Annotated in this window: 17 protein-coding genes; 12 read left to right on the top strand and 5 right to left on the bottom strand. The window is 59.7% G+C overall.

The annotated features are described in order from the left end of the window. The first annotated feature begins 166 nt into the window (after window positions 1-166). From HBN54_RS20115 to HBN54_RS20090, 6 genes are all read left to right on the top strand, one after another. Entirely contained in the window at window positions 167-673 is a 507-nt protein-coding gene (locus HBN54_RS20115) for an RNA polymerase sigma factor (protein ID WP_168675027.1), read from the top strand. A gap of 21 nt (window positions 674-694) precedes the next feature. After that, on the top strand, window positions 695-1,336 hold the full coding sequence (locus HBN54_RS20110; RefSeq protein WP_168675026.1) for a hypothetical protein: 642 nt from the start codon (window positions 695-697) through the stop codon (window positions 1,334-1,336). A 150-nt stretch (window positions 1,337-1,486) separates the two neighbouring features. Then, the gene (locus tag HBN54_RS20105) at window positions 1,487-2,440 is read left to right on the top strand and encodes an ABC transporter ATP-binding protein (RefSeq protein ID WP_168675025.1); all 954 of its coding nucleotides are present in this window, start codon (window positions 1,487-1,489) and stop codon (window positions 2,438-2,440) included. A gap of 9 nt (window positions 2,441-2,449) precedes the next feature. Next, entirely contained in the window at window positions 2,450-3,844 is a 1,395-nt protein-coding gene (locus HBN54_RS20100; protein ID WP_168675024.1) for an ABC transporter permease, read from the top strand. A 160-nt stretch (window positions 3,845-4,004) separates the two neighbouring features. Beyond that, a complete protein-coding gene (locus HBN54_RS20095) occupies window positions 4,005-4,892 on the top strand; it encodes a ChaN family lipoprotein (RefSeq protein ID WP_168675023.1) in 888 nt (295 codons plus the stop codon). A gap of 65 nt (window positions 4,893-4,957) precedes the next feature. Beyond that, on the top strand, window positions 4,958-5,464 hold the full coding sequence (locus tag HBN54_RS20090) for a cupin domain-containing protein (RefSeq protein ID WP_168675022.1): 507 nt from the start codon (window positions 4,958-4,960) through the stop codon (window positions 5,462-5,464). 76 nt (window positions 5,465-5,540) lie between these two features. Here the strand turns inward: HBN54_RS20090 and HBN54_RS20085 are convergent, their stop codons facing one another. Both HBN54_RS20085 and HBN54_RS20080 read right to left on the bottom strand, forming a co-directional pair. Then, window positions 5,541-5,729 carry a hypothetical protein gene (locus tag HBN54_RS20085; protein ID WP_168675021.1) on the bottom strand — a complete coding sequence of 63 codons (189 nt, stop codon included), beginning with the start codon at window positions 5,727-5,729 and terminating at the stop codon, window positions 5,541-5,543. Window positions 5,730-5,811: 82 nt separating this feature from the next. Continuing rightward, entirely contained in the window at window positions 5,812-8,010 is a 2,199-nt protein-coding gene (locus tag HBN54_RS20080; protein ID WP_168675070.1) for a penicillin acylase family protein, read from the bottom strand. Window positions 8,011-8,194: 184 nt separating this feature from the next. Here HBN54_RS20080 and HBN54_RS20075 point away from each other — a divergent pair, with 184 nt between their 5' ends. Continuing rightward, on the top strand, window positions 8,195-8,719 hold the full coding sequence (locus HBN54_RS20075; protein ID WP_168675020.1) for a DUF421 domain-containing protein: 525 nt from the start codon (window positions 8,195-8,197) through the stop codon (window positions 8,717-8,719). A 294-nt stretch (window positions 8,720-9,013) separates the two neighbouring features. Here HBN54_RS20075 and HBN54_RS20070 read toward each other — a convergent pair whose 3' ends face one another. Then, on the bottom strand, window positions 9,014-9,361 hold the full coding sequence (locus tag HBN54_RS20070; protein WP_168675019.1) for a HesB/IscA family protein: 348 nt from the start codon (window positions 9,359-9,361) through the stop codon (window positions 9,014-9,016). 196 nt (window positions 9,362-9,557) lie between these two features. On the opposite strand from HBN54_RS20070, the gene HBN54_RS20065 reads away from it, so the two are divergent. Then, window positions 9,558-10,094 (top strand): DUF7935 family protein, encoded by a 537-nt coding sequence (locus HBN54_RS20065; RefSeq protein WP_168675018.1) that lies wholly within the window; start codon window positions 9,558-9,560, stop codon window positions 10,092-10,094. A 70-nt stretch (window positions 10,095-10,164) separates the two neighbouring features. On the opposite strand, the gene bshA is transcribed toward HBN54_RS20065, so the two are convergent. After that, window positions 10,165-11,301, bottom strand: a complete 1,137-nt coding sequence (gene bshA, locus HBN54_RS20060; RefSeq protein WP_168675017.1) for an N-acetyl-alpha-D-glucosaminyl L-malate synthase BshA — start codon at window positions 11,299-11,301, stop codon at window positions 10,165-10,167. Window positions 11,302-11,669: 368 nt separating this feature from the next. Here bshA and HBN54_RS20055 point away from each other — a divergent pair, with 368 nt between their 5' ends. Further along, the gene (locus HBN54_RS20055) at window positions 11,670-12,473 is read left to right on the top strand and encodes a DUF2490 domain-containing protein (RefSeq protein WP_168675016.1); all 804 of its coding nucleotides are present in this window, start codon (window positions 11,670-11,672) and stop codon (window positions 12,471-12,473) included. A 69-nt stretch (window positions 12,474-12,542) separates the two neighbouring features. On the opposite strand, the gene HBN54_RS20050 is transcribed toward HBN54_RS20055, so the two are convergent. Then, entirely contained in the window at window positions 12,543-15,566 is a 3,024-nt protein-coding gene (locus HBN54_RS20050; protein WP_235955624.1) for a glycoside hydrolase family 3 N-terminal domain-containing protein, read from the bottom strand. Between the two features lie 289 nt (window positions 15,567-15,855). Between HBN54_RS20050 and mutL the strand changes: the two genes are divergently transcribed. The 3 genes from mutL (at window position 15,856) to HBN54_RS20035 (ending at window position 19,913) form a co-directional block, all read left to right on the top strand. Next, window positions 15,856-17,943 carry a DNA mismatch repair endonuclease MutL gene (mutL, locus tag HBN54_RS20045; protein WP_168675015.1) on the top strand — a complete coding sequence of 696 codons (2,088 nt, stop codon included), beginning with the start codon at window positions 15,856-15,858 and terminating at the stop codon, window positions 17,941-17,943. 158 nt (window positions 17,944-18,101) lie between these two features. Next, the gene (locus HBN54_RS20040) at window positions 18,102-18,896 is read left to right on the top strand and encodes a rhomboid family intramembrane serine protease (protein WP_168675014.1); all 795 of its coding nucleotides are present in this window, start codon (window positions 18,102-18,104) and stop codon (window positions 18,894-18,896) included. A gap of 81 nt (window positions 18,897-18,977) precedes the next feature. Beyond that, the gene (locus HBN54_RS20035; RefSeq protein WP_168675013.1) at window positions 18,978-19,913 is read left to right on the top strand and encodes a rhomboid family intramembrane serine protease; all 936 of its coding nucleotides are present in this window, start codon (window positions 18,978-18,980) and stop codon (window positions 19,911-19,913) included. Window positions 19,914-20,035 lie beyond the last annotated feature (122 nt).

Below are 20,035 nucleotides of genomic sequence, written 5' to 3'. Positions count from 1 at the left end.
GCCCCGCTGGGGCTTTCTCGTTGTTTTTATAGTGTTTTGCTACCAATATGTCGCCCCGCTGGGGCTTGCCCTGCCAACGGCGAACAAGGGTGCTCGAAAAAAAGCTGCGCCGCTGTAATGCCCCCACCACCCCGGCGATAAACTTCCCGAAACCATTACACGCCGCATGGCCACCGCCACCCCGTCTGCTGAATTTGTTGCCGTGTTGCACGAGTACCAGCCTTTGCTGCGGCGCGTGGCCCGCCTGTACTGCCAGGATACCGATGACCGCCAGGACCTGTTTCAGGAAATAGTGCTGCAGCTATGGCGGGCGTGGCCGCGCTACGTGCCCCAGCCGGGGGCCAAACTCAGCACCTGGCTCTACCGCATTGCACTGAACGTGGCCATCTCAAACCTGCGCCAGCGCACCCGTCGCCCTGCGCCGGTGGGCCTCGATGCCGAGGCGCTGGCCGTGGCCCAGGCTCCCGATAGCGGGCCCGATGCCGATGACCGTGCTGCGCTTTACCGGGCCATTGGCCGCTTATCCGAAGTCGATAAGGCTTTTGTGCTGCTCTACCTTGAAGACCGGTCATACGAGGAAATGGCTGATATTCTTGGTATTACCCAAAACAATGTGCGCGTGAAAATGCACCGCGTGCAGGAAAAGTTGCGGCAGCAATTAGTCCCCTGCTAACCATAAAACCGGTACCATCCTATGGAACTTGATGACCTGCGCCGCCAATGGCAGCGGCCTGAGCCGGACAACGAACCGGCTGCTTTCGATGCCACCGAAGTGGCCCGGCTACTGGCCCGGCGGTCGGGGGATAGTTTGGAGCAGTTGCGACACAATGCCCGTAAAGACCTGTTAATCAATACTGGATTTCTGGTAGTGTCGCTGGGGGCTATTGTCTTTTCCCCATTTGCCTGGTTGCGAACGATGGGGTGCCTGCTGGCTTTGGTAGCGTTGCTGTGCATCTACTACTTTTATCGGAAGATGGGCCTGCTGCGCGGCATCACTAAGCCCGAGGGCGACTTGCGTACGCACCTTGTGCGCGTTACGAGTGGGCTGCGGAGCCTGATGCGCTTCTACTATCGGTTTACGATGGTACTGATTCCGGTGGCGGGGCTGGTGGGGCTTACTGCCGGACTGCTGGAACCTAAGAATGGCGTGGTGTCTATTCCGCAGTCGCGGCTGATGCTGGCTTTAGGCCTGGAGATTGTGGTAAGTCTGGCGTTGTACTGGCCCGTGACAAAGTACATCCGCTGGTACCTGCAACGGGTATATGGCCAGCATCTGGACCGCCTCGAAGCCAGTCTGCACGAGTTGAGCGAAGCCGAAATCGAAGCGGCCAGCTAGCCCAGGCCGGCCCGTTCATCCCCGTTATTCACCGTTTGGGGAGCCGCAGAACCCGCTTGGCGCCCAACTGCTGGCAAAAGAGCCGGGTGGCCAATACATTTGCTCAGCTACATTCTTCTACATTTAACCCGCCAACCAACCTTTTTTTCTGTGAAACCTATACTTGAAGTCCTCAACGTGCGCAAGGCCTACGCCAACCACGTTGCCCTTGACGGGGTGAGCCTTGAAATTCCCGAAGGCAGCATTTTCGGCCTGCTCGGGCCCAACGGCGCGGGCAAAACCTCGCTCATTCGCATCATCACCCAGATTACGGGGGCCGATGAGGGCGAAATCCGCTTTCGGGGCGAGCGGCTGAACCAGAGCCACATTGCCCAGATTGGATACCTGCCCGAGGAGCGCGGCCTGTATAAAAAGATGAAAGTGGGCGAGCAACTGCTCTATCTGGCCCGCCTGCGCGGCCTGAGCCGCGAAGATGCCACGGCGCGCATCAAGCAGTGGCTGAACCGGTTCGAGATAAAAGAGTGGGCCGGCAAGAACGTGGAGGACTTGAGCAAGGGCATGCAGCAGAAGGTGCAGTTTATTGCCACGGTGCTGCACGAGCCCAAGCTCATTATCCTCGATGAGCCGTTCTCGGGCTTCGACCCGATTAATGCCAACCTGATAAAGGACGAGATTCTGGAGCTGCGGAATCAGGGCGCGACCATCATCTTCTCGACGCACCGCATGGAATCGGTGGAGGAGATGTGCGACAACATTGCCCTCATCAACCGTTCGCGCAAGGTGCTGGACGGGCCGATTGGCGTGATTCGCGACCAGTTTAAAACCAATACCTACGAGGTGGAGGGCACGGGGCATCCCGTGCTGTCGAGCCCCGATTTCAAGGTGGTGGAGCAGAAAAAGCGGGAAAACAACCATTTCTACCTGCAAGTGCAGCTGCAGGAGGGCGTGCGGCCCAACGACCTGCTGCGCTACCTCATTGGTTCAGTGGGCATTGAAGTAGCCGCTTTCCGCGAGAAAATCCCGAGCATCAACGAGATATTCATCCGGCGCGTGCGCGAAACCATGCCCGAAACCCTCCTCGAAACCGCTAACGCGCTGCTTTAATCCATCATCATGGCCTCGAAATTTTTCCTCATTGCCCAACGCGAATACCTCACGCGGGTTCGCAAAAAGTCTTTCATCGTCCTCACGCTGGCGGTGCCGCTGTTGCTGGCGGCGTTCGGCTTCATCATCGCCAAAGTAGCCAGTTCCGATAACGATACCACGGATGTGATAGAAGTGCGCGACGACAGCGGCCTAAACATCGCCAGCCACTTGGTGAGCACGCCACAGCTGCGCTTCGAAGCGGCCACCGGCACGCTGGCAGAGGCCAAAAAAAGCTTCTTGAAGGCCAAACACGATGGCCTAGTGGTGCTGCCCGCCGGCCTCGACGTAGAGAATCCCACTGGCGTGCAGTTCTTTGGCAAGGGCAACATCAGCCTAAAGAAGGAGCTTGCTGTAAAAAATGCGCTCGATAAGGCATTTTCGGATTTGAAAATGAAAAAATCCGGCCTCTCGCAGGAGCAGCTTGACCGGCTGCGCTCGAAGGTGGTGTTGCAGGCCGTGAGTCTGGACGAAACCGGGAAGGAGGCCGATAGCAATGCGCTGGCTACTTCGGGCATGGCCTACGCGCTGGCGCTGGCCATCTACCTGTTCATCTTCATCTATGGCGTGCAGATTATGCGCGGGGTGGGGGAGGAGAAGTCGAGCCGCATCATGGAAGTAATGCTGTCGTCGGTGAAGCCGTTTGATCTGATGATGGGTAAGATTGTGGGCATCGCGGCGGTAGGCCTCACCCAGTTTCTGCTGTGGGGCGTGCTGTCGTTCGGCGTGAGCTCGGTGGTGCTGCCCATGCTGATGGGCAAGGACAAGCCCAAAACCGAAGTAGCCGCTGCCCCGACGGCTCCCGGCGCCGCCGCCGCCAGCGCTGCCGATGAGCCGGAGTCAGCTGAGGTGGCTTTTGATAAGGGGATGGATACTCAGAAGGACCAGGCCACCAACCCCGCCGGCCGTTTCGCCTTCTTCAATACGATAGCCAACCTGCCCCTGGGTACTATTCTCTTCGGTTTCATCGTTTACTTCCTGGGCGGCTACCTGCTGTATGGGGCGTTGTTCGGGGCCGTGGGCGCGGCCGTGGATGACCAGACCGATACCCAGCAGTTCATGTTTCCGATTACGATGCCGCTCATCCTGAGCTACATCGTGGGTGTGTCGGTCATTCTGCGCAACCCCGATGGGCCGGTGGCTTTCTGGATGTCGATGTTCCCGCTGACTTCGCCGATTGCCATGGTGATTCGGCTGCCGTTTGGCGTGCCGGCGTGGCAGCTGGCGCTGTCCATCTTCCTGCTCATTCTCGGCTTCATCGGTACGGTATGGGTGGCGGCCCGCATCTACCGCGTGGGTATTCTGATGTACGGCAAGAAGGTGACGTACAAGGAGCTGGGTAAGTGGATGTTTTATAAGGGATAAGAAAGACGTTTGATAGAACGTCATGCGGAGCGCAGCCGAAGCATCTCGCGTGTGGTAGTAATTCTTTTGTCTAACGACATTGTTTACTACTGCACGCGAGATGCTTCGGCTACGCTCCGCATGACGTTCTTTGTTAATATCCCAGTTTCCTGCCCTGCCCATGCGTTTCCTTCGCTTCACCAGCTTCTTTTTCCTCCTTCTCGTTCTTGCCAGCTTCACGCGGGGCGACCGGCCGGCCTACCGCCTCTTCACTGCCGCCGGCCAGCCCGTCGACTACGACCAGATGCTGGCTGAGCTGGCCCAGGCCGATGTGGTCCTCTTCGGCGAGCAGCACAACGACGCGCTGGCCCATTGGCTGGAGCTGCAGGTAGCCAAAGACTTGCTAAAGCTGAAAAAGCCCGGTGATTTGGTGCTGGGAATGGAGATGTTTGAGCGCGACGTGCAGCCCCTGGTGGCCCATTACGCTGCCGGCACCCTGGCCGATACCGCTTTCGAGCGCCAGACCCGCCCGTGGCCCAACTACGGCACCGACTACCGTCCGCTGCTGCAATTTGCCCGCGAGAATCACCTTGCCGTCATTGGCACCAACGCCCCGCGCCCCTTCGCCAAAGTGGTAGCCCAGCGCAGCCTCACCGCGCTCGATAAGCTTCCCGCCGCCGACCGCGCCCTGCTCGCCCCGCTGCCGCTGAAAGTGGATTACGACCTGCCCGGCTACAAGAACATGGCGGCCATGTTCGGCGGCGACGGCAAAGCCCACGGCGGCGGCGCCCAAAACATTATTCAAGCTCAGGCGCTGAAGGATGCCACCATGGCCCATTTCATCGAAACTAGCCGCCAGCCCGGCCAGACCTTGTTACATTTCAACGGCAGCTACCATTCCGACCACCACGACGGCATTGTGGCCTGGCTGCGGCAGTATGCGCCCAAGCTGCGCGTGAAAACCATCAGCGTAGTGACGCAGGAGGAGTTGAAGACCCTGGATAAAGAGCAGGTGAACGTGGCCGATTTCGTGGTAGTGGTGCCGGGAGATGCGAGCAAAACCTATTAAGCAAATCAACGCATAACCGTAATGGATAAGTAGATATATTTGCTTTCACTCCAGCGCAAATGCTCATGCCTCACACCGACCCCCAAAAAAGCGCCCTGTTCCAGCAAGTGGCCGCGCAGCTTCGGCAGCAAGGCTTCACTATTGCCAAAGAAGACCCAACGCGCCCGTGGGGTGGTTTTTTCGTGATTGATGAGGCCCAGGCGCAGGAATTTGCCAACACTTATTTTGATGGCTTATTGGTAGACAGCCTGCGGATTTCGGGCCGGCTGAGCCCCAAAATTCTGATAGTGGCCCCGCACCAGCGCCTGAGCTGGCAGTACCACCACCGCCGCGCCGAAATCTGGCAGGTAGTGCAGGGGCCGGTGGGCGTGGCCGTCAGCGATTCCGATGAGCAAAGTGAAGTAAAAAACCTGCAGGTGGGCGAGCGGATTATTCTGCGCCAGGGCGAGCGGCACCGCCTCGTAGGCCTGAAAGAATGGGGTATCCTGGCCGAAATCTGGCAGCATACCGACACAGACCATCCCTCAGATGAAGATGATATCGTGCGCGTTCAGGACGATTTTGGCCGCTAAAAGCCATTGAATAAAGACGAAATAGCCCGGTAATACCGGGCTATTTTGCTGTTAAAAAAGATACACAAATGCGGGGTTACGCTTCGTCATCGCTGGGTTTCACCTTCTTCATCGCCTCGGCCAGCGACTGCTGCAGCTTGGTGCCGGAGTCGGCCGGGGCTTGCTCACTGATGTTGTACTGCTTTTGCAGCCGCTCCCATTCCTCGATGGCGATGAACACGCCGGTAATTTTACCTTTGTCGTCGGAGAGATATTTGATGTCCATTGTCAGTAGGGGTTAGGTGATTTTTTCGGAACGTTGGGCTGCGCTGGTCGAAGCATCACGCTCCTTTTTGAACAAACACCGCTTACTCGCCGGGGCGATATGTTTTTTCGGCGTGGGCCTGCACGTCTTCGGGGTAGAAGCGCACTTCTTTGAAGCGGCCGTTGCAGTATAAATCGGCTTGGTCGGTGAAGTGCGGCGTGCCGGGGCGGCTGCTCTGCCCCCCGGTCACGACCGAGCGCGCCGTGATGCGCGGGCCAAATTCCACTACTGCTACGAAGCTGTTGCCCACGTTGCCGTAGCGTTTTTTGGTGCCGGGATACGTGCGCGCACCAAACGCGGCCAGCGAGCCCCAGGCCGACGAGGTGAAGGCCACCGGCTGGCTGGGCTGCTGGTCGTCGTAGGTTTCCTCAATGCGGCCGGTGAGGCGCTGATAGCGGTTCACCTCGCCCCAGGGCATTTTCCAGGTGCCGAAATCGCGCGTCAGGTCGTCGAGGGTTTCGGAGAGGGTCGTGATTTTTTCCGCCGGCGAAGTATTGGCCAGCGCGAAGCGAACAAAGCTGATGTAGTCGAGCTGCGGCTGGGCTTCGGGCACGTGGGCGCGGGCTTTGGCTAGCAGCCGCTCGGCCCAATAGATAGCCACCGTTTGGGCCACCGAAGTTTGGGCGTAGCCGTGGTTCCAGGCGCGGAGGGTGGCAATGGCTTCGGCTACGGCGGGCGCGACAGCTTTTTCAGCCGAAGTGGGCTGGTAGGCGGCCAGCAGTGGCGGCAGCATGTCATCGAAAGCGGTGAGGTGCGGGTCGTCGGCCGCCGCAATGAGCGTGTCGAGGCTGACCACGGCTTTGCTGCTGAGTACGCGCACGGCGTTCAGGCCGCGGTAGTTTTCGGCGTCGGGGGCTTCGTATTTGGGGTATTTTGCGGCGGCCGGACTGCTGGGGCCGCTCACGGTGAAGGGCGTGGAATTACAGTTCTGGATGAAGCCGCTGGCGGGGTTGTGCACCTGCACCAGCTCGCTCACCGGGTGGAACCCCTGCCATTCGGTGGCCGAGGTGCTGCCGTCCACCGGCTGGCTCCAGTCGAACTTTGGGTTGCGCCGGGGCATGAAATTGCCGTGCCAGTAGGCAATGCTGCCCTTGGTATCGGCAAATACGGTGTTGTTGGAGGCGTTGCCGTTCAGCTTCATCACCTGCTGAAAGCTGGCGTAGTCGGTGGCCTTGGTGCGTTGGTACGACTGCTGCAAAGCGGCCAGCGGCGCGTTCATCATCCGCACCGCCACCCACTGCCCGTCCGACTTCTGCCCCACAATCGGGCCGTGGTGCGTGCGGAAGATGGTGAAGGTTTTGCGCAGCATTTTATCGCCCGATTTGTAGGGCAGCGCTACTTTTTGCGCCTGCACGGCGCGCAGCTTGCCATCGTATTTGTAAAATGCCTTGCCGTCTTTTTCCTCAATCGTTTCGAGGTACTCGTCCATCGAGTCGGCTTGGCTGGAGGTGTGCATCCAGCCGCAATGCTCATTAAAGCCTTGGTAAATAAAAAACTGGCCCCACGTCACGGCTCCGTAGGCGTTTAGGCCCTGCTGGCTCACCATCTGCACTTCGGAGCGGAAGTAAAATGAGGTGTGCGGGTTGATAAGCAGCAGGGCGTGGCCGTTGGCGCTTTTGGCGGGCGCAATGGCAAAGCCGTTGGAGCCCACCGGCTCGCGGTCGGTGCGGCCGAAATCGGTATCAATCCACGAGCTTGACTTTTTCTGGCTGTAAAAGGCCTTCAGCCGCTCCAGCGATACCACACTGATATTGCCCCCAATGCTGCCCTCGCTAAACATGAGCGGCATCCAGGGCTGGAAGCGGCGCAGCAGGCGGGGCTGCACGGTGGGGTGGGTGGCCAAGTAGTAGTTGGTGCCGGCCGCGAAGGCATCGAGCAGCAGCTTCATATCGGCCGGGCTCTTCTTATAGATGCTGAGGGCCTGCGTGCTGTCCAGAAACATGTGGGCACGCAGGTCGTGGTAAAGCTGGGTTTCGCCCTCCACTTCGGCCAACCGGCCAATGGCATCGAGGTAGTTGGTTTCGACGCGGGCAAAATCATCCTCGCACTGCGCGTAGAGCAGGCCGAAAACTGCGTCGGCATCGGTCTTGCCATAAATGTGCGGCACGCCATAGCTGTCGCGCGTGATGCGCACCTGCCGGGCCTGCTGCTGCCAGCGCGCCACTTCAGTAGGGGTAAAGCGTTGAGCTAGTCCAGGGAAGCAAAGGCCGGCGCACAGGGCCAGCACAAACAGAAAGCGCATCATAGGAAGTGAAAAGAAGGATGAAGCCGCTGCGGCCATCGGCGGCCAGGGAGCGGTAGTCGCCAAAGTACGGCGATTTGCCCGGCTCTGCCGCTTAATGACGTAGCGGCCGCGTCAGGCAGCGGGGAAGCTCATGGCTGACCCCGTTGCCTAACGCGGCCGCTACTTTCGCCGTTAGCCTTGTATGGAAAACCTGTTTTTTACCAGCTGGACCAGTATAGGCCGTACGCTCATCATTGGCCTGCTGGCCTACGCAGGGCTGATTCTGATGCTACGCGCCTCAGGCAAGCGCACGCTGTCGAAGATGAATGCCTTCGACCTGATTGTGACGGTGGCCCTGGGCTCCACGCTGGCCACGGTGTTGCTCAGCAAGGGCGTGGCGCTGGCCGATGGGCTGCTGGCTTTTGCCCTGCTCATTGGCCTGCAATTCAGCATTACCTGGCTCTCGGTGCGCTTCAAAACGGTAAGCCGGCTGGTAAAATCCGACCCCACGCTGCTGGTGTACAACGGCCACTACCTGCCCGATGCTATGCGCGCCGAACGCATTACGGAAGGCGAAATCCTGGCCAGTCTGCGTGAGCGCGGCATTGCATCGCTGGCTGATGCTGCCGCCGTCGTGCTGGAAAACGACGGCACCTTGAATGCACTATCCAAAGCCTCATCGGCCGAAGGGTCGTCGCTGGGCAATGTGCCCGGTATACCCCAGTAATATTTTAATAAATGTTTGATTGTAAGCTGAAGCTGTTTAGGCTTTCCAACACGAACAGACCGTCATTCCGAGCGTAGCCGAGGAATCTTGCTCGGGGTTGTTTGGGTGTCGTTCAACGATACATGCGAGATTCCTCGGCTGCGCTCGGAATGACGGTCTTTCTATTCTCGGGTACTTCCTAATCAGCTTCACTGACTAAAATAAAATAACCCAAGGTTTGGAGCGACTGAACATCAATCGTTCCAAACCTTGGGTTAGTAAGCCAATCCGGGTTCAACCGGGCCTACTGGTTACTTATGCCGAAAACGACGAGCCGCAGCCGCAGGTGCTTTTGGCCTGGGGGTTATTGAAAACAAAGCCGCGGGCGTTTAGGCCATCCTGGAAGTCGACTTCCATGCCCAGTACGTACATGGCGTGTTTTTTATCCATGATGAGCTTCAGGCCGTCGAGGTCGTAGGTTTCGTCGGCATCTTTGGCTTTGTCGAAGCCCAGCAGGTAGCTCATGCCCGAGCAGCCGCCGCCCTGCACGCCGATGCGCAGGCCGTAATCGGCGGGCACATTCTTCTCCTGAATGATGTTTTTCACCTCCACTACAGCGCGGTCGGTGAGGGTAATGGGGGCGAGGGTGGCAACAGCAGCCATAATAAAAATTGATTTAGCGGGAAGTGGAGAACAAAGATACGGCCGCAGCCGGCGTTGCCGTTGGTACGGCCGCAGCAGAGGAAACAGCGGTTGGGGCCCGGCGGTTCACGGCGTAAGTTTGCGCCGAGTACGGTAAGCTTCAGCTCGCCGTTTCATGCTACCCAATCACGCAACGGCAAGCTAGAGCTTACCTCACATGGATTCAACTACCTACTTCTTCGACGTCCTCAAGATTACCCTGCCCGCCATCATCGTGGCCGGCGCCATTTACATGTTGTTTCAGCAGTTTCTGGAGAAGGAGCAGCAGCGCCGCCTCATCGAACTGCGCCTCGAAAGCAACAAAACCACGCTGCCGCTGCGCCTGCAGGCCTACGAGCGCATCGTGCTGTTTCTGGAGCGCATCTCGCCCAATAATATTCTCGTGCGCCTAAGCAGCGGGGGCATCAGCGCGCCCGAGTTTCACCGGCTGCTGCAGCAGGAAATCCGGGCCGAATACGAGCACAACCTCTCGCAGCAGCTCTACCTCTCGGCCGATGCCTGGACGCTGGTGAAGGAAGCCAAAGAAAACGTGCTCACGATGGTAAACCGCGCCTTCCACGGCATTCAGAACCCGGCGCAGGCAAGAGGCACCGAGCTGGCCAAGCGCATCCTTGAAGGCCTAATGATGGACGGAGCCGAGCCTACGGCACAGGCGCTGGCCGTGGTGAAGAACGAGGCGGCCGGGCTGTTTTAACTTGTAGCACATGCTTTAGCTTATGCATAGTGGCGCCACCATGCACAAGCTAAAGCATGTGCTACAAGCCCTACACCGCCACGCTCACTTCCTCAATCGCCTTGCGGTAGCACTCCTCATACAGCGGCACGATGTTATCGACAGCGAATTCCTCGGCGCGGGCGCGGGCGGCGGCTTTGAAGCGGGGCAGGTTCGCGTCATCGAGCACGAAAAGGGCATTTTTTACCATGTCGGGCACGTCACCGATTTCGCTAATCATGCCCGTTACGCCGTGCACGTTCAACTCGGGAATGCCGCCGGCATTGGTGCTCACCACGGGCACTTCGCAGGCCATGGCCTCGAGGGCGGCCAGGCCGAAGCTTTCGTTTTCGGAGGGCATCAGGAACAGGTCGCCCACGCTCAGCACTTCCTCCACAGCTTCGAGCTTGCCTAGGAAGCGCAGGTCGCGGTGGCAGTCGAGGTCGCGGGCCAGCTTCTCCATGCGGCTGCGGTCAGGGCCGTCGCCCACGAGCAGCAGCTTGGCCGGTATCTGGGCGCGCACGCCGCAGAAGATGCGCAGCACATCTTCGACGCGCTTCACGGTGCGGAAGTTACTGGTATGGATGAGCAGCTTTTCGCCATCGGGGGCAATGGCGGCCCGGAAGTGGCTTTTCTCCTGCTTCTTGAAACGGTGCAGGTCGATGAAGTTGGGAATGACGGTGATTTCTTTCTCGACGGCGAAATACTCGTAGGTTTCGCGCCGCAAATCGGCCGATACCGACGTCACCCCGTCACTCTGGTTGATGCTGAATGTCACCACGGGCTCGAAGCTGGGGTCTTTGCCCACCAGCGTAATGTCGGTGCCGTGCAGCGTGGTCACTACCGGAATTTGAATGCCCCGGGCCCGCAGAATCTGCTTGGCCATGAAGGCTGCCGAAGCGTGCGGAATGGCGTAGTGAACATGCAGCACGTCCAGCTTCTCGTTCTGCACAATATCGACCATCTTGCTGGTGAGGGCCAACTCGTAAGGCGGAAACTGGAACAGCGGATACGCCGGCACATACACCTCGTGGTAGAAGAGGTTTTCGTTGAAAAAGTCGAGCCGCACCGGCTGGCTGTAAGTAATAAAGTGCACGCGGTGGCCGCGCTGGGCCAGGGCCTTGCCCAGTTCCGTGGCCACCACGCCGGAGCCGCCAAAGGTGGGATAACAAACGATGCCGATGTTCATGAGATAATGCTGTTGCGCTTAGCGAACCAGATAAGAGGCGCATTGTTGCGCCAGGCTGCCGAGTGGGTTGGTTGACGGATGAACCGTGGTTTTATTTGCTCCGACCCCTCACCATACGTAAAAACCGTAATTCCGTATCGGCAGATGCTGTTCACATTTGCGCTTCATGGGCATTGTGGCCGCTGGCGGTAAAAATATGGAGCTGCCGGCCGGTGAAACGGCAACTGTGGCATTTTTCGGCGCTGGTTACGGTTGCTGCTTCATGAAAAATTTATGGTCTCCGTGCGAAACTGCAGCCGTAATCCTCGTGCCGCAGGCCATCAATGGTAAGTAACCCGGCGGTCTGGCGTTGATTACGCCGCACTGCTATGGTCAATCCTACGCGCTTCACCGCCCTGCTTGCTTTTGCTATCCCATTGCTGGTGCCTAACCGCGCCGCTGCCCAGATTGGGGCAGAAGCTCAGGGCGGCAAGCTTACTACCTGGGTCGCATTCGGGCTCGACAAGGAGCTTTCGGCGCACTGGACTTCGGTGACGGACATTGGCTTCGGCCGGCACAGCGACCCCACCGGCGACCTGAACCCAGTGAAGCGGCAGGGCCTTTTCGTGCTAACGCAGGACTTCATTTACCAATTGGCCCCGCACTGGCGCACGGCTGTTTCGGTGGGCTACTGGCGGCGTAATTCTTACTTGGAAGAAGCGCCCTACGAAGCCAGCCAGCCCAACACGTACCGCAACGAGCTGCGGCCATTCCAAAAGTTATACTACGATGCGAAATTTGGCAAAGTGTTATTCACCAATACGCTGCGTGCCGACTACCGATTTTATTTCACGTCCGATTTCGGCCGCTGGCCCACGCCCTTCGAGTTTCGGGCCCGCGAGATGGTGAACGGTAAAATTCCGCTTGATTCGCAAGGCCGTCACTGGCTCATCCTCAACGACGAAATACTGACGGCCGCCGACGACTACAGCACCGCCACCGCCGAAAAAACGGGCCACCGCTGGAGCCCCTACAAGCTCACCGAAAACCGCGCTTCCGTGTTCTACCGCCGCAGCTTCCCCGAGCACAAGCTGGACTGGGATATTGGCCTCATGTACCAATACTGGCGCGAAACCCAGCAGCCGGCGTTTAATGTGAGTTATAATCTGATGATGGATTTCATTATCAAGTAGGCCCAAACCATAACGGGGCCACGACTGCAAAATCGTGGCCCCGTCGTGGTTTTAACAGGTCAGAAGTCTTTATTTCTGACTCGCCGTAGCCGGCAGCTTCTTCGCGCTTTCCGCCGCCATGGCCTTGTAAATAACCTCCTGAATGCGGGTGCGGATGTTGTACTGGCGCAGCTTGTTATTGCCCGCGTCGGGGTACACGCGATTGGAGAGGAAGATGTAGAGGATGTTGTTTTCCGGGTCCATCCACACGCAGGTGCCCGTGAAGCCGGTGTGGCCGAAGGTACTGGCGGGCGAGAGGTTGCTGGTGGGGCCTTCGGGCTTGCTGGGGTCGCCGTGGTCCCAGCCCAGGCCGCGCCGGCTGCCTGCCGTCTGGGGCCGCGCAAACTCCGTCACCACCGGCGATTGGAAGTAGCGGGTACCGCCATAGATGCCGTTTTGCAGGTTCATCTGCATTAGTACGGCCAGGTCGTTGGCGGTGGCAAAAAGGCCGGCGTGGCCGCCCACGCCCCCCACGAGGGCGGCAGTTTGGTCGTGCACCGTGCCTTGCAGCTGCTCGCGGCGGTAGTACGTGTCGTTCTCCGTGGGCGCAATGCAGGTTTTGGGAAAGCGCTGCAGGGGGTTGTACGTCATGCTGCCCAGGCCCAGCGGCCGGTAGAAGTTGGCCTCCAGAAAATTCTCAATCGGCTGCTTGAGAATCTTTTCGCACACCCGCTTCATTACCATAAAGCTCAGGTCCGAATATTCCGTAGGGTACCGGCCCTTTATTTTAGGCAGCAGGCCGGAGCGCATGGTCCAGGCCCAGACGGAGTCATCGGCGGCTTTGGTGCTGTACTCGCCGGGCGCCACCTCGTTAGGGAAATCGTCGGAGCGGGTACTGGCGTAGAACGTGGGTTTCAGGCCATTGCCGTTGATGGTGCGCTCCCAGGTCGGAATGCCGGGCTTGAGGCCGGCCTGGTGCAGCAGCACATCGCGCACGGTCATGTCGCGCTTGTTGGTGCGGGCCAGCTCGGGCAGGTAGGTGGCCACTTTCTCCTCAATGTTCAGCTTGCCCTGGTCCTTGAGATACATCACGGCTTGCAATGTGCCGGCCACTTTCGTCACCGAGGCCAGGTCGTATAGCGTGCTGCTGGTCACCGGTTGGGTCTGGTCGTAGGTGCAGTAGCCGTAGCTTTGGTCGAAGACCACGGTGCCGTTTTTGGCCACCAGCACCTGGCAGCCGGGGGCGGCGGCGTAGGTCTGGCTTTCGAGGGCGATGTTATCAATCTGGGCCAGCACCCGCGAGCTCAGGCCCTGGCTTTCGGGCACGGCGTAGCGCAGGCGGTGCAGATCGGCGGTGGCAATGCCGAAATTGGTTTTGAGCGTGGGCGACACCGTAACGGGCAATTTGCCCCGCGCCGGCAGCGCCCCAAACAGCACCTGCGGCACCACCAGCTGCGCCGCGTAATGGTCTTCGTAGCCGCACACCAGCGTGCGCGCATTTTCCAGAAACTTCAGCGAATACGCGTTGCCCATGGCCACCACCACCGTTTTGATGCGCTTGTTGGCCTCCAGCTGCTTGATGAATTTCAGCGCCCCATCGCCAAGGCCATAGTTGTGGCTGGGCGTGTTATTCATGGCGTGCAGGCTCACCACTACCACGTTGTAGCCCTGCAGGCGGCTGCTGATGCGGGCAAACGTGGAATCGGGCGCGTAGCGGTCGGGCACGGCATATACCGGGCCGGGCTGGTACTTATTGAAAATGGTCGCGTACGGCCCTTCCGCCTGCGTGCCGATGGTGATGGCCGCAATCCGCAACGTATCGAGCCGCTGGAAGGGGAGGAGATTGTCATCGTTTTTTGCCACGGTCACCGCGTGCTCAAAAATGCTCTGGGACAATACCTTAGAAGCCGGCAGGTTCAGGCTGTCGCGTAGTGTACGCATGTTTACCGGCTGGTAGTGATTCAGCCCGGCCCAGTATTTGGCCCGCAGAATTTTCTTGATGCGCAGGTCCAAATCCATCTGCGTGAGCTTGCCGGCGGCCACCGCCTCGCGTATGCGCAGCAGGGCCGAGGGAACATCTTCCGAAAACAGCAGCACATCGTTACCAGCGGCCAGGGCCAGGGCGTCCAGCTCGCCGTCTTTGTAGAGCTTGCTCACGCTGCGCATGTTAAGCGCATCGGTGAAAACCAGGCCTTTAAAGCCCATCTTGTCCTTTAGCAAGTCCGTTACCAGCGCATGCGAGAGGGTAGTGGTTTTGGCGTCCGTGGTGTCGAACAGCGGCATGTAGAGGTGGGCCACAATCACGCCCATCACGCCAGCTTCGAACGACTGCTGGAACGGCACCAAATCCACCTTTGTGAGGCGGGCCATGTCGGTATTAATTACCGGCAGCGAAACGTGCGAGTCGGTATCGGTGTCGCCGTGGCCGGGGAAGTGCTTGGCCACGGCCATCACGTTGTTATCCTGCAAGCCCTTGATATACTGAATGCCCAGCGCGGCTACGCGGTTCTGGTCCTCGCCAAACGAGCGGTTGCCGATGACCGGATTGCTGGGGTTGGAGTTCACGTCGAGCACCGGCGCGAAGTCGATGTGCACGCCCAGCGCCCGCATTTTGCGGGCAATGTCGCGGCCCATCTGGTACACGTACTTGGGGTCGTCCATGGCCCCCAGCGTCATTTGCTTGGCGAAGTGGGCCGAGGAGTCGAGGCGCATATCGAGGCCCCACTCGGCATCCATGGCAATGAGCAGCGGCACTTTGGCGGTGGCTTGCAGGCGGTTGGCCATCAGGGCCTGGCGCTTTGGGCCGCCCTGCATAAACATCACGCCGCCAATGCCCTGGTTGCGCACCAGCCGCTCGATGCGCTCGACGTGGCTGCGGTCTTTGTTGGAATACGCGGCCACCATGAACAGCTGGCCCAAGCGCTGGTCGGGCGTGAGGGCATTAAAAATGCTATCGACCCAGGCCGTTTCCACGGGGCCGGAAGGCAGCGGGTCGGCGGGCATTTTTTTTACTTCGGCAAACGACAGCAACAGTCCCGCCGTCAGCAGCAGAGCCGCCATGGTAAGCTGGAAAGGGATGCGCATCAGCCCCGTAGGGTTGGTGGGTTGGTTCAAGGGGTAAACGGGCCGCGGGGGCCGTACTTTTGTCGTGAGTAGCAACGGAACCCGCCGGCCGGGTTTGGAGGTTCCAATCCTGGGCGGCTCTGGTGCGAAACCAAACGGCGCGAGCCGTAAAATTTCGCTTTGGAACTCCGCTATTTAGCCGCGAAGGTACGCAACAAACCCCGTCGCGGGTTTACAACGCGGCAGTTTTTTGGTTATTGCTCAACACGTTTCGGCTTGTTTGCGTGTTGGTTAGCTGTTCGTTGCCCGCGTCTCAATTCTCGCTTCCCGTTTCCAGAAAATGCCTGATATCATTCATCTGCTTCCCGAATACCTTGCCAACCAGATTGCGGCCGGCGAGGTGGTGCAGCGCCCTGCCTCGGTGGTGAAGGAGCTGCTGGAAAACGCCGTCGATGCCGGCGCCACGCAGGTGCAACTGATTGTGAAAGAGGCCGGCAAGCAGCTGGTGCAGGTGGTGGACAACGGTGCCGGCATGAGCCCCACCGACGCGCGCATGAGCCTGGAGCGCCACGCCACCAGCAAAATCCGCTCGACCGAAGATTTATTTCGCATTCGCACCCTGGGCTTTCGGGGCGAGGCGCTGGCCAGCATCGCGGCCGTGGCTCAGGTCGAAATCCGCACCAAGCAGCGCGACCAGGATACCGGCAGCCTGTTGCTCGTGGAGGGCTCCCAAATCACCAGCCAGCAGCCCACCGCTTGTCCGGACGGCACCAGCATCGCCGTCAAGAACCTGTTTTTTAACGTGCCCGCCCGGCGTAACTTCCTCAAGAGCAACGCCGTGGAAATGCGGCACATTCTCGACGAGTTTCAGCACGTAGCGCTGGCCAATCCGCAAATTGCCTTTTCGCTCTATCAGAACGAGCTGGAAGTGTTTGGCCTGCCGGCCGGCAAGCTGAGCCAGCGCATTGTGGCGCTGCTGGGTAACGGCTACAAAGAGCAGCTGGCGGCCTGCGAGGAAGTGACGCACTCCATTTCGGTGCGCGGCTTTGTGGGCAAGCCTGAGTCGAGCAAGAAAAGCCGGGGCGACCAGTTTTTCTTCGTCAATAACCGCTTCATTCGCTCGGCCTATCTCAACCACGCCGTGCTGGCGGCTTACGAAGGCCTGTTGGCCCGCGACACGCACCCGTTCTACGTACTGTTTCTGGAGCTCGACCCCAAGGCCATCGACATCAACGTGCACCCAACCAAGACGGAAATCAAGTTCGAGGACGAGAAAACCGTGTACGCCGTGGTGCGCGCCGCCGTGAAGCAAAGCCTGGGCCTGCACAACATTGCGCCCTCGCTGGACTTCGAAGGCGACGTGAATTTTGCGCCCATCCGCCCGCTGCGGGCCGGCAAGGGCACGGGCGGCATCCCCACCGAAGCCGACGACCACCTGCCCGCCGCTACCCCGCTGGCCCGCGCCGCCAGCTCCGACGGCTACCGCCCCGATGCCTTGGCCGCTGCCGCCTCGGGGGCGGCTCCGCGCACCGCCGGGGGCAGCTCTGGTTTCGCCAACTTCAATTCCGAAACTCGCCGCGACGGCTTCGAGCGCGAGCTGCCGCCGCGCCCCACCGAGCAGGCCCGCCGCGACCTCGAAGCCTTTTACCGCGAGCTGGGCCAGCCCGTGCGCGACGATGCAACCATTGATGCCGTGACCGCCCGCAGCTTTGAGGGCCCCCCGCCGGCCGTGCCCGTCGAGTCCGTTATCAATAGTCTGCCCGGGCGGGGTAGCCCCGGCTCAGCCGAGCTGTCGCTGGGCCTGAACGTGCCCGATGGTGCCCCGGGCCGGGTGGTTCCGGCCCGCGAGGGTGGTGGCGCGGGCAGCCGCGCCGTGCAGGTGCAGCAGCGCTATGTGCTGGTGCCCGTGAAGTCGGGCGTGCTGCTGATTGACCAGGAAGCGGCCCGCGAGCGCATCCTGTATGAGCAGTACCGGCAGGAGTTGAGCCGGGCCGTGGGCACGTCGCAAACGCTGCTGTTTCCGCGCACGGTCACGTTTTCGCCGGCCGATTTTGCTGTTCTGCGAGAGCTCACCGAGCCGCTGCACGCGCTGGGCTTCATTTTTAACGAGTTCGGGCCGAGTACCATTGCCGTGGAAGCCATTCCGGCCGGCATGCCCGCGCAGGACGAAAAAGAGCTGCTGGAAAGTCTTATCGAGCAATTCCGGACCACGGCCGGCCCGCTCAAGCTCGACCAGCGCGAGAGCCTGGCCCGGGCCCTGGCCCGCCGCGTAGCCGCCGGCACCGCCGCCACCCGCCTGCCCGAATCCGAGCTCAACGCCCTGGCCGACCGCCTCTTCGCCTGCCAAACCCCCGGCTACACCCCCGACGGCCGCAAAACCCTCGTACTACTTGACGGCCAGCAGCTGGCCGATTTCTTCCGTAAGTAGCGCGGTTTGTAGAGGCGCATCTTTGCGTCTCGGCGTTCGCACCGTTCAACGCCAAGACGCAAAGATGCAGCTTTACGTCATCCGCGCTACGGGTGCTCTAGCTTTGCGCTCACTACTTTCAATCGCTCGCCCACCACGCGGGGCGTTTTTTCAAAAGCATGTTCAATCTCACCCCCACGGTTCGTAATCTGTTGATTGCGAACGTTCTGTTTCTTGTTGCCCAGCAAAGCCTGTTGCCGCTCATCACCCAGGTCGGCAGCTTGTATCCCGTCGGTTCGCCGTTTTTCTTTCCCTGGCAGTTCTTTACCTATATGTTCCTGCACGCCGGTTGGGGCCACCTCATTGCCAACATGTTTGGTCTGATTTCCTTCGGGCCGCTGCTGGAGCAGCGTTGGGGTGCGTCGCGCTTTCTCACCTTCTGGCTGATTTGTGGCGTGGGGGCCGGCGTGCTCTACGAAGGCGTGCGCGGCTACGAGATGCACAAAATGGAAGTGGCGCGGCAGGAATTTCATCAGTCGCCCACCGGCGGAGATTTTGCCAATTTTTTCCGCTCGTACTTTCCCGATGCCACCGGCTACGAAAGCCTGGCCGGTGCGCTGGAGCGCAACCCGCAAAACCAGGAATACATCAATGCCGCCACCAAAGCTGTGGATGGAGCAGTTACTGAAACCCGCGATTCTCCCAACGGCGGCATGGTGGGCGCTTCAGGCGCACTGTTCGGCATTCTGTTCGCCTTCGCCTACCTGTTTCCGAATACAGAATTAATGCTGCTTTTCTTTCCGTTTCCCATCAAAGCGAAGTATTTTGTGTTTCTATATGCTGCGTATGAGCTGTACAACGGCGTGCACCGCACGCCCGGCGACAACGTGGCCCACTTTGCCCACCTCGGCGGGTTGCTGATTGGTTTCATCGTGCTCCGGTTTTGGGAGCACGGCCGGGAACGGTTTTACTAATAGTTGGTTGTTGAAATAAACGGGCCGCGCTGGCGGCTATTCCGTTACATTCATTGAATCTGTTTACTCCCGATACATGCCATGAGCATCGTTCAAGATATCCGCACCGCCTTCAGCCGCCGCGACAATGCTCTCATCCAGCTCATTCAGCTCAACGTGCTGGTATTTGCGGGCCTGATTGTGGTGCAGGCTGTGATGACCATCAGCAGCACCAGCGGGTATTTTCCGCTGCTGCTGCGCCAGTTTGAGCTGTCGTCGGCGCTGCCGGAGTTCATCCGCCACCCCTGGACGCTGCTCACCTACGCCTTCACGCACACCACCTACCAGAAGAGTTTCTTCGACGGCCTGCTGCACATCCTGTTTAATATGCTGAACCTGTACTGGTTCGGGCAGCTCATTCAGGAGTACCTCGGCAATCGCCGGCTCGTGAGCCTCTACGTGCTGGGGGCGCTGGCCGGTGCGGCCTTCTTCCTGCTCAGCTTCAACCTGATTCCGGCCTTTCAGCCCGGCCTGGGCAGCCCTATGAACGGCGCATCGGCGGCGGTTTCGGCCATCATCGTAGCAGCGGCCACGCTGCTGCCCGACTACACGTTCATGGTCATTCTCATCGGCCCGGTCAAAATCAAATGGATTGCGGCCGTGGTCATTCTGCTGTCATTGGCGGGCCTTAGCGGTGGCAACCCGGGCGGCATGATGGCCCATCTGGGCGGGGCTTTGTTGGGCTTCGTGTTCATCAAGCAGTTGCAGGCCGGGCGCGACTTGGGCCGCCCGGTGCAGGCCGTCGGCAACTGGTTCAGCCGCCTCGCCAGTCCGCGCCCCACCATGCGCGTGAGCAGCACCACGCGCCGCCCCGAGCCGGTAGCCGCTGTCACTATGAGCAGCAGTAAGAAGCCCGCCGCCCCCGGCCAGCCCCTGCAGGACGAAATCGACACGATTTTGGATAAGATTTCGCGCTCCGGCTACGAGAGCCTTTCCAAGGACGAAAAGCAGAAGCTGTTCCGGGCCAGCCAGCAGTAGGCCGGCACTGGTTAAGAAGCAGTTTACAGTTAGCGAAGAATACCGCTGGAACGGTGTAGAGACGCATCTTTGCGTCTTGTCGTTGAAGGAAATCGCCCAACGACAAGACGCAAAGATGCGTC

The sequence above is a fragment of the Hymenobacter artigasi genome, from assembly GCF_012275535.1.
Taxonomy (GTDB): Bacteria; Bacteroidota; Bacteroidia; order Cytophagales; family Hymenobacteraceae; genus Hymenobacter; species Hymenobacter artigasi.
Note: the sequence above shows the minus strand (reverse complement) of the source record. Positions and strands in the feature narration are given on the sequence as shown.

Excerpts from the sequence above, each read along its gene's own strand:
- mutL (WP_168675015.1), top strand. The coding sequence starts at position 15,856 with ATGCCTGATATCATTCATCTGCTTCCCGAATACCTTGCCAACCAGATT.
- HBN54_RS20065 (WP_168675018.1), top strand. The coding sequence starts at position 9,558 with ATGGATTCAACTACCTACTTCTTCGACGTCCTCAAGATTACCCTGCCC.
- bshA (WP_168675017.1), bottom strand. The coding sequence starts at position 11,301 with ATGAACATCGGCATCGTTTGTTATCCCACCTTTGGCGGCTCCGGCGTG.
- HBN54_RS20040 (WP_168675014.1), top strand. The coding sequence starts at position 18,102 with ATGTTCAATCTCACCCCCACGGTTCGTAATCTGTTGATTGCGAACGTT.
- HBN54_RS20115 (WP_168675027.1), top strand. The coding sequence starts at position 167 with ATGGCCACCGCCACCCCGTCTGCTGAATTTGTTGCCGTGTTGCACGAG.
- HBN54_RS20100 (WP_168675024.1), top strand. The coding sequence starts at position 2,450 with ATGGCCTCGAAATTTTTCCTCATTGCCCAACGCGAATACCTCACGCGG.
- HBN54_RS20080 (WP_168675070.1), bottom strand. The coding sequence starts at position 8,010 with ATGCGCTTTCTGTTTGTGCTGGCCCTGTGCGCCGGCCTTTGCTTCCCT.
- HBN54_RS20075 (WP_168675020.1), top strand. The coding sequence starts at position 8,195 with ATGGAAAACCTGTTTTTTACCAGCTGGACCAGTATAGGCCGTACGCTC.
- HBN54_RS20095 (WP_168675023.1), top strand. The coding sequence starts at position 4,005 with ATGCGTTTCCTTCGCTTCACCAGCTTCTTTTTCCTCCTTCTCGTTCTT.
- HBN54_RS20070 (WP_168675019.1), bottom strand. The coding sequence starts at position 9,361 with ATGGCTGCTGTTGCCACCCTCGCCCCCATTACCCTCACCGACCGCGCT.
- HBN54_RS20085 (WP_168675021.1), bottom strand. The coding sequence starts at position 5,729 with ATGGACATCAAATATCTCTCCGACGACAAAGGTAAAATTACCGGCGTG.
- HBN54_RS20035 (WP_168675013.1), top strand. The coding sequence starts at position 18,978 with ATGAGCATCGTTCAAGATATCCGCACCGCCTTCAGCCGCCGCGACAAT.
- HBN54_RS20055 (WP_168675016.1), top strand. The coding sequence starts at position 11,670 with ATGGTCAATCCTACGCGCTTCACCGCCCTGCTTGCTTTTGCTATCCCA.
- HBN54_RS20110 (WP_168675026.1), top strand. The coding sequence starts at position 695 with ATGGAACTTGATGACCTGCGCCGCCAATGGCAGCGGCCTGAGCCGGAC.
- HBN54_RS20090 (WP_168675022.1), top strand. The coding sequence starts at position 4,958 with ATGCCTCACACCGACCCCCAAAAAAGCGCCCTGTTCCAGCAAGTGGCC.